Here is an 8,375-nt window from a genome sequence, read left to right on the forward strand (position 1 = left end):
GGTTCGGTTGGTATATTTTGCATGAAAAATGGCTAAATCTTGTGGCTCGAAGGCGAAAACTTGCTTGATAGAACAACTATCAATCTCAAGTTTTTTCCTTGCAAAACGTGCGATTCCCCTTACTTTTTTAAACAGGCATTTTTCATTGCAAATACCAAAGGCAGGTACGCCCTAACAAAACGAAAATTCATTAACACTTTTATTACAAAAAGTGGTATAGTTATCACATTTTGCAATCTTATCATCTTGTGATTTAACAAGTGTTTGTTAATAAGGAATGATTCATGCGTCAACTTGTGAATGCATACATGCGTGTGGGACTTGTGCCACTTATTTTGATTGCCTTGGTGCTAGGCGTGTTGATTGGCAGTGTTGCCAAAGATGTTGGCATGTCGCTTGGGGTGCTGGGCGATGTGTTTGTCGGAGCCTTAAAAGCAGTCGCCCCGATATTGGTGTTCGCCTTGGTACTCTCTGCCGTGGCAGGATTTAAGAGCAGTAGCGACGCTCGGGTCAAGCCTGTCATGCTACTGTATGTGGTGGGGACATTTACCGCTGCTTTGACTGCTGTACTGGCAAGTTTTGCCTTTCCCATTGAGCTTGTGGGTCTGGCCGACATGCAAGCGGTAGAGCAATCCGCCCCCCAATCTTTACGTGAAGTCCTAAAAAACCTACTCATGAATCTGGTTGCCAACCCCGTGACCGCCCTTAGCAATGCCAACTATCTGGGTATTTTGACATGGTCGGTACTGATTGGTTTGGGGCTACGTCATGCGTCCGAGACCACCAAAACGGTCGTTCATGACATCTCAAATGCCGTCTCAGCGGTGGTAAAATGGATTGTGGCGATTGCCCCATTTGGTATCTTAGGGCTGGTGTCAAAGACCGTGGCGGAGACAGGTTTTGACGGTCTGGCAAGCTACGCCAAGCTACTTATCGTACTGGTCGGTGCCATGCTGTTTATCGCTTTGGTGGTAAACCCCATCATTGTCTTTGTCAAGACTCGTAAAAACCCCTATCCGCTCGTTATCGCTTGCCTGCGTGAATCAGGAGTGACGGCATTTTTTACCCGTTCATCTGCCGCCAACATTCCAGTGAACATGAACCTTGCCAAAAAACTTGGGCTAAACGAAGACACCTATTCGCTCACCATTCCACTGGGGGCAACCATCAACATGGCGGGGGCTGCCATCACCATCAACATCTTGACACTTGCCGCCGCTCATACCCTTGGCGTGGAAGTCAGCTTCTTCCAAGCCCTACTGCTTGCCATCGTTGGCTCTGTCAGTGCTTGTGGTGCCTCAGGTGTGGCAGGTGGCTCACTGCTGCTCATCCCATTGGCGTGCGGACTGTTTAATATCTCCAACGACATCGCCATGCAAGTCGTTGCCATCGGCTTTATCATCGGGATAGTACAAGACTCAGCAGAGACTGCCCTTAACTCATCAACCGACGTGTTATTTACCGCTGCTGCCGACCCTAAATATGCCTATAAGGGTTAAGAGATTCAAAGGACAAAAGGAGCAATGATGAAAAAATTATTATCAACTCTAATCACAGCAGGGATACTGGTCGGTTGTGCCAGTACACCTGCTACACCGCCTGCCATGCCATCTCTACTGGTCATGCCCAACACCAAAAAGACCAACGAACCGCTTAGCCCTGACACCTATGTGGACGGTGTGGGCATGCTTCATTTTAAAGACTATCACGCCAAAGTCACTTATGGCGACAGGATTTATCTGCTTGATAGCTATGTCGTTCCATTAGAGCAACCTTTTTATATCCATGTACGTACAGCAGATGGCACAGCGATTATGGCAGATACCGCAGTCAAAATCGCCATCAGCTATATCACCTCCAAAGGCTGTACCGAGCCATTGGTTCGCCGTGCAGACCTAGACAAAAGCACTAATGATAAGAGTGAACGGATTATCGGTGTGGCGTGCTAATTCCTTGTTGATCCAAAAACAAAATCGGACACTAAGTCCGATTTTTTTATACTTAAATAAAATTTAGTGCAAATTTAACTCTCTTTCGGCTTAAACCCTGCTGGGCGTTCATAGTCGCCATTGTCTAGGAATAGTTCACGTTGCTCGGCGATGAATTTTTTGGCGTCTTTATCCACCATACTTAGGTGCTTTTCGTTGATGAGCATGGTTTGTAATTCTAGCCATTCGTCCCACGCTTTTTTTGAGACGGTGTTTTGGATTTCCTCGCCTTTGGCATTGGGGAAAGGCGGATTTGGCATTTTTGGCAGATTTTCTTGGTATTTGCGACAAAAAACCAAATTGGTTTTGGGGTTAAAGATTTCCATGATTTTTTCCAAAGTAAAAAGGATATTATAGCAAATGTGGGGGCGGCTTTGGGGTTGTCAAGGGGTGTCATGGATAAATTACACCCCCTTGATAAGGACTAAACCCCTTCAAAAATCAGCCCAATTTGCCAATCACGCCTTAACAGGCCATTTAAGCCCAAAATCACGGCGTTTGATTTTGACCATATCGCCATTGTCCCTATGCCATACCACGCCTTCGACCACATGATTTTCAAAACATGCCTTTAAGCCGTCAAAATCTCTTGGCAGTTCGTCATCAAATCGCCAATCGCCATGTTTGACAAGCTCGTGCTTGGGGCGTTTGTGCGGATTGCCTTGCACTTTTGGACCGATAAGCTCATAAGTGCCGTCCACTCCGTCAAAATCGGCAAAGGCTTCATTGTGCCAACGGTCAGCAGGGTTGTCGTCTTGTACGGCTACCCAGCCTGGCCAATGTCCTGTAATGCTGTCAGGCTCTTGGGCGGGAATAAAGCCGTCTGGCGGGGTTTTGCCTTTTTTGGCATCATAACGTTTGTAGAGTTTGCCGTCTTGGACGAGCGTGGACGTGCCGTCTATTTTGACCGTTGCCACGCCTTCGCCCTGTACGACCCATTCGGCTCCTGCCACCACGTCATCATAGACTTGGCGAGTGCCTTCATAATCTCTTTTAAATAAAGAAATGACTTTTTTCATAAAAAACTCCAATAAAAAAACCACCCAAAAATTTGAGTGGTTCTAAGTTAAACGTACACGCACGACCTAACTTGCTACTCCTAGTTTGGGGTAGCAAATGCAAATGTTTGCAGATAAAGTATGTGCCTTATCTGTCAAATCAGTAGGTAAAAAGGGTAACTGCGTCATTGTGCGATAATTACAAAAATAAAAATCTATGGTAAATGAAAAGTTGGGGGTTGTCAAGGGGAGTCTTTGATTTGCTAAATACTCGCTAAAATCATGCTCAGCTTATCAACCTTCCCTTTAATTCATTATATAAAGGAAATTTGGTATCCACACTTGCCAAATAACACTCATAAATAATTGAAGTGGCGATAATGAGCCTATCCATAGGGTCTTTATGATGTTCTGGTAGAGCCGTAGCAACATGGGCAATTTGTGGTGTGATGTCCAAAAACTCAATGTCGGTATAATTTTGCACTCTGTCAAACCATGTTAAATATGGGATATTTAGCTCAATTCGTCCTTTTTGTACCAGCCACGACATTTCAAAGCAAGTGGCAGATGACACAAAAAGCCTATCAGCATTATCCAGTTGGTTTTTGATAGATTTTGGCAATCGGTCATCAATTTGATTGACATACCAATAAAAAATATGCGTATCCATGATGATATTCATGCCGATGGTGTCCATTCTGCACTTAATTCACCAGTATCAACAATATCGCCAACTTGTCGCCCACAGCCCTTTAAAATATCGGGCATTTGGCGTTTTGGCTTAGTGGCTTGCTCTTGTTTTGGTTTTGGTAAAATTAACACGTCCACATCACTGACATCAGGTGGCGTGTCTATCCAGTGAATTTGATTGCCAACGATTTTGGCTTGATAAGCGACAAGCATATTTTTTCCTTAGAATTTTTTATCAGTTTATAAAAATTTGAAAGGGATTGCAATGATAATTTATCCTAAACAGTCAGTTTATATTTTTATAAAAATTTTTCATAAATATTTGAAATCACTAAAAATAATAGCATAACCTTGTATTTATCAAGCGTCTATCATCATTTGGATGTTTGTGTTGTTTTTGTTTTGTGTATAAGTGTTTTTTGACATATTGACAAAGCCAAAATATCTACTATATTGGAACACAGATAACATAAAAGGAGATTTGTTCTCATGTTAAAATTATTCTTAACAAAATCGCTTTTGGTTGCCTTGCCGATGATTACTCTGGCAAGCACCGCTAACGCTGTCTCAGACACTGAACTGATGAAAAAAGGCATTTGGCGAGACCCAAAAACAGGGCTGTACTGGGACAGATGTAGCGTGGGGCAGACATGGAACGGCACAACCTGTACAGGCACTCCGATTGAGCTAAATTGGCAAGATGCCAAAGACTATGTCAAAAAGTTTACCAATGAACAAGCCAAAGGTGGCTACACCAACTGGCGACTACCCACCATACAAGAACTCTCAACCATACGTTATTGCAGTAAAGGTTGGTTTCAAAATATAGAAACCAAAAAGGTCAGCGAGCTGACCGCACAGGGGCGGGTGGAGCGAGAAGTAACCACCAATCATGGTACAATAATGATGACAATCCCTGCCGATAATGGTGGTAGTCTGCAAGTGCCTGAATGGTGTGCAGATGGCTCAATTGCACCCACCTTAAACGCACAGATTTTTCCCAACAGTAAGGATGATCCTTATTGGTCTAGTTCGCCCTATGCCAATAACAGTAATAATGCGTGGGGTGCGGGCTTTTACTATGGCAGCGCCAGCTACTATAATAAGGATTATTCTACTTATGTGCGTGCCGTCCGTTCAGATTAGTTTTTAATTTTTGGGTGTTTGGATTTTTGGTTTGATAATTAATCAGCAAAAAGGAACAAGTTATGAAAAAATCAGTCATCAAAACCTTGGCCACTGCGGTAGTTGCATTGGCAGTTGCCACGCCTGCATGGGCGGAGACCGTTCATACCTTTACTTATGACGGTGGCAAAAAAGCAGAGATTTATACCAGTTCGCAAGGCGTATTTGTCAAAACCCCTGTTAATAACTGGGACACCAAGTTTGAAAAAGGTAGCAGTTCTAGCTGTGAATACAAAAAACACGGTTCATGCTACACCAAATCCCAAATGATTGCCGAAGTGGAAAGCAAAACCCGTTCAGGCGAGTACTGGCGTTAATCCAACTTAAAAAATCCAAAACACCCACCAAACCCAAAATCGTATGGTTTTGGGTTTTTGTAACAACAAACAAAAACCCAACGTCTGCACATTGGGTTTTCATCAATCACGCTTTAATTAACCTTTAATTTTCCCACGCCCCCGCTCAATCGCTTTTACCACCTGCTCTGGGGCAGTACCCCCGATATGATTACGAGCGTTTAGCGAGCCTTCCAAGGTTAAACACTCAAACACATCATCGCCGATGAGCGGACTAAACGCCTTTAACTCATCAAGGCTAAGCTCACTCAAATCCACGCCTTTTGCTACGCCTAACGCCACCGCTCCCCCAACCACTTCATGAGCATCACGAAACGGCAAGCCCTTTTTGACCAAATAATCCGCCAAATCAGTCGCTGTGGCATAGCCTTTCATCGTGGCGGTACGCATATTTTCTGCATTTGGCGTAATGTTTGGGAGCATATCAGCAAAGGCGATGAGCGAGCCTGTCAGCGTATCCACGCAGTCAAACAGGGGCTCTTTGTCTTCTTGGTTGTCCTTATTATACGCTAGGGGCTGATTTTTCATGAGTGTGAGCAGGGTTGTGAGCTGTCCGAACACACGAGCGGTCTTGCCACGCACAAGCTCTGGCACGTCAGGATTTTTCTTTTGGGGCATGATGGACGACCCTGTACAAAAGCGGTCAGGGATATGGATAAAACCAAACTGTGCCGACATCCACAAAATCAGCTCTTCGCTCATGCGAGATAGGTGCATCATCAAAATGCTGGCGTTGGCGGTAAATTCAATGGCAAAATCACGGTCAGACACCGCATCGAGCGAGTTTTCACAAATGCCGTCAAAGCCAAGCAGGCGAGCGGTGATTGTGCGGTCAATAGGGTAAGTCGTCCCTGCCAAGGCTGCCGAGCCAAGTGGCATTTGATTAATGCGAATGCGAGTCTGGGCAAAACGCTCGCTATCACGGCAAAGCATCTCAAACCACGCCATGACATGATGAGAAAAACTCACAGGCTGGGCGGTCTGCAAATGCGTAAAGCCGGGCATGATGGTCGTGGTGTGTTTGCTTGCCAAATCAAGTAGACCGTTTTGTAATTTGCCAATTAAGGCGATGATTTTGTCGGTCTCATCTCTTAGGTATAGGCGAATGTCGGTCGCCACTTGGTCGTTACGGCTACGCCCTGTGTGCAGTTTTTTGCCGACATCGCCAATCAAGGCGGTCAGGCGACTCTCCACACTCATATGAACGTCTTCTAGCTCCACACGCCATTCAAATTCACCACGCTCAATCTCGCCTTTGATCTGGGTCAGTCCGTCCACGATTTGACGGCTTTCATCGGCGGTGATGATACCGCACTGCCCAAGCATCGTGGCATGGGCGATAGAGCCTTGTATGTCTTGGTTTGCCATGCGTTTGTCAAAATTGACCGAAGCGGTAAATTCGGCAACAAAACGGTCGGTAGCTTCGCTAAAACGTCCGCCCCACATTTGGGCGGTTTGGGTAGTAGTCATGATAATGCCTTATTGATAAAAATAAGGCGTATCTTAACAATGAATGTAGCAGAGTACAAGCGGTTTTGCTGTTTTATGGCATTATTTGCACTTTAACCAGCTTTAAGCATGGCTTATCACTGCTGGGAGATGGACTTATGCGGATTATTTCTGCGATAGCGAATGGAAGCTATCACCGATGCCACGATAAAGGCAACCCCGATAAGCCCCGTGATAATCTCAGGCACATGAAATTTCATCGAGATAAGCATGATAATCGCCAACGCCCCAATGGCATAATGAGCCCCGTGTTCTAGGTACACAAACTCATCTAGCGTGCCTTTTTCGACCAAGAAAATCGTCATCGAACGCACAAACATCGCCCCAATGGCGAGACCAATCATGATGATAACCACGTCATTGGTAATGGCAAACGCCCCAATCACGCCGTCAAAACTAAATGACGCATCCAATACTTCTAAATATAAAAAGCCTGCGATACCACCTTTGGCAATCGCTCCCGCTACTTCGTGTCCATCGGGCGTGCCGTCATCATCGCCATCGCCTTCAAGCAGTGTGGATAGGACATTAACCCCCATATAGATAAGAATACCCCAAACGCCCGCCATTAAAACAACCGACTTATGAGCTTCGTCCACCCAAGTGAGTGAAATCATCAAGGTTACAATGGCAACAAACACACTCATGGCGTCCACTTTACCAAACTTAGCAAGGCGTTTTTCAAGCCAGCCAAACCAATGAATGTCTTTGTCATCAAATACAAAGTTCAAAAAGACAAGCAGTAGGAACATACCCCCAAAAGCAGCAATCTCAGCATGGTGTGCCATGAGCTTGGCGGAGTATTCTTTGGGGTTATTGAGTGCCAAATCGACAACTTCTTTCATGCCCATGTCTGCCGTAACTGCCACAATGACAATGGGGAACACCAGTCGCATACCAAAGACAGCGATGAGCATACCGACGGTTAAGAAAATCGTTTTCCAAAACTTATCCCAATGCTTTAAAACGGACGCATTGACCACCGCATTATCAAAGGATAATGAGATTTCCATCAGTGCCAGCACCATTGTGATAAACAGTGCCGAGAGCATGGCGGTTGTCCCACCGTGCGTAAATCCCCAATACGCCGCCCCAATCAAGCAGACGATGCTAAAAAAGATGTCAAAATAAAAATGTCTTAGGGTTTTCATCATGGGTGAGATGTTCCTGTTTTATAACAAGAAAAGCAATAAATGGGGCGTGCCTGCCTTTTGTATTTGCAATGAAAAATAGGGGAAATCGCGCGTTTTTCAAGGAAAATTCCGCAGTTGATATTGCAATATCAACAAGGATTTTGAAGATGAAAACATCCGACCACTTAATCAGGTAAATTTTAAGAATTTAGGTAGTAGCCTAAAAAGTATGCCAAACTAGGTTTTCCGTTCGCCCTGAGCCTGCCTGCGGGTAGGAAAACCGTTAGGCTTCCCAAGCTTACCACGAACGGTTTTCTTTGTAGCATACTTTTTGAACCAGGGCCAAAATTTAATTTAATTTAACTTTTTAAATTAAGTGGCCGGATAGCCATTTTTTATGCAAAAACAAGTGGTTTGTTTTTACAAATTTTTAAGATTTAAATTGTGTCATAAAGGGCAGGCACGCCCCAATCATCGCCCTTATCTAGCTGTTGGTAATTTTACCCCACTCTCAAC

At 44.7% G+C, this 8,375-nt stretch carries 10 protein-coding genes; 4 read left to right on the forward strand and 6 right to left on the reverse strand.

The genetic code is table 11. From position 1 onward, the window contains the following. Positions 1 to 284 precede the first annotated feature (284 nt). On the forward strand, positions 285 to 1,499 hold the full coding sequence (sstT, locus tag B5J93_RS07190; RefSeq protein ID WP_079325771.1) for a serine/threonine transporter SstT: 1,215 nt from the start codon (positions 285 to 287) through the stop codon (positions 1,497 to 1,499). A 27-nt stretch (positions 1,500 to 1,526) separates the two neighbouring features. Beyond that, complete coding sequence (locus tag B5J93_RS07195; protein ID WP_079325772.1) at positions 1,527 to 1,949, forward strand: hypothetical protein; 423 nt, start codon at positions 1,527 to 1,529, stop codon at positions 1,947 to 1,949. 74 nt (positions 1,950 to 2,023) lie between these two features. Here the strand turns inward: B5J93_RS07195 and B5J93_RS07200 are convergent, their stop codons facing one another. The 4 genes from B5J93_RS07200 to B5J93_RS07215 all read right to left on the reverse strand — a co-directional run bounded on the left by B5J93_RS07200 (position 2,024) and on the right by B5J93_RS07215 (position 3,889). Then, positions 2,024 to 2,314: an oxidative damage protection protein gene (locus B5J93_RS07200; protein WP_079325773.1), complete on the reverse strand. Its 291-nt coding sequence runs from the start codon at positions 2,312 to 2,314 to the stop codon at positions 2,024 to 2,026. 132 nt (positions 2,315 to 2,446) lie between these two features. Beyond that, on the reverse strand, positions 2,447 to 3,007 hold the full coding sequence (locus tag B5J93_RS07205; RefSeq protein ID WP_079325774.1) for an RNA ligase 1 family protein: 561 nt from the start codon (positions 3,005 to 3,007) through the stop codon (positions 2,447 to 2,449). Positions 3,008 to 3,272: 265 nt separating this feature from the next. Continuing rightward, on the reverse strand, positions 3,273 to 3,668 hold the full coding sequence (locus B5J93_RS07210; protein ID WP_079325775.1) for a type II toxin-antitoxin system VapC family toxin: 396 nt from the start codon (positions 3,666 to 3,668) through the stop codon (positions 3,273 to 3,275). Beyond that, positions 3,665 to 3,889: a hypothetical protein gene (locus tag B5J93_RS07215; protein WP_079325776.1), complete on the reverse strand. Its 225-nt coding sequence runs from the start codon at positions 3,887 to 3,889 to the stop codon at positions 3,665 to 3,667. Before B5J93_RS07215 ends, B5J93_RS07210 begins: the two co-directional genes overlap by 4 nt. A gap of 276 nt (positions 3,890 to 4,165) precedes the next feature. Here B5J93_RS07215 and B5J93_RS07220 point away from each other — a divergent pair, with 276 nt between their 5' ends. Both B5J93_RS07220 and B5J93_RS07225 read left to right on the forward strand, forming a co-directional pair. After that, the gene (locus B5J93_RS07220) at positions 4,166 to 4,822 is read left to right on the forward strand and encodes an Lcl C-terminal domain-containing protein (protein WP_079325777.1); all 657 of its coding nucleotides are present in this window, start codon (positions 4,166 to 4,168) and stop codon (positions 4,820 to 4,822) included. Between the two features lie 62 nt (positions 4,823 to 4,884). Beyond that, the gene (locus B5J93_RS07225) at positions 4,885 to 5,178 is read left to right on the forward strand and encodes a hypothetical protein (RefSeq protein ID WP_079325778.1); all 294 of its coding nucleotides are present in this window, start codon (positions 4,885 to 4,887) and stop codon (positions 5,176 to 5,178) included. A 117-nt stretch (positions 5,179 to 5,295) separates the two neighbouring features. Here the strand turns inward: B5J93_RS07225 and argH are convergent, their stop codons facing one another. Both argH and B5J93_RS07235 read right to left on the reverse strand, forming a co-directional pair. After that, positions 5,296 to 6,663 (reverse strand): argininosuccinate lyase, encoded by a 1,368-nt coding sequence (gene argH, locus B5J93_RS07230; protein WP_174700920.1) that lies wholly within the window; start codon positions 6,661 to 6,663, stop codon positions 5,296 to 5,298. Positions 6,664 to 6,803: 140 nt separating this feature from the next. Beyond that, a complete protein-coding gene (locus tag B5J93_RS07235) occupies positions 6,804 to 7,877 on the reverse strand; it encodes a DUF475 domain-containing protein (protein ID WP_079325780.1) in 1,074 nt (357 codons plus the stop codon). Between the last annotated feature and the right edge of the window lie 498 nt (positions 7,878 to 8,375).

This window comes from Moraxella equi, from assembly GCF_002027555.1.
In the GTDB taxonomy this organism is placed as follows: domain Bacteria; phylum Pseudomonadota; class Gammaproteobacteria; order Pseudomonadales; family Moraxellaceae; genus Moraxella; species Moraxella equi.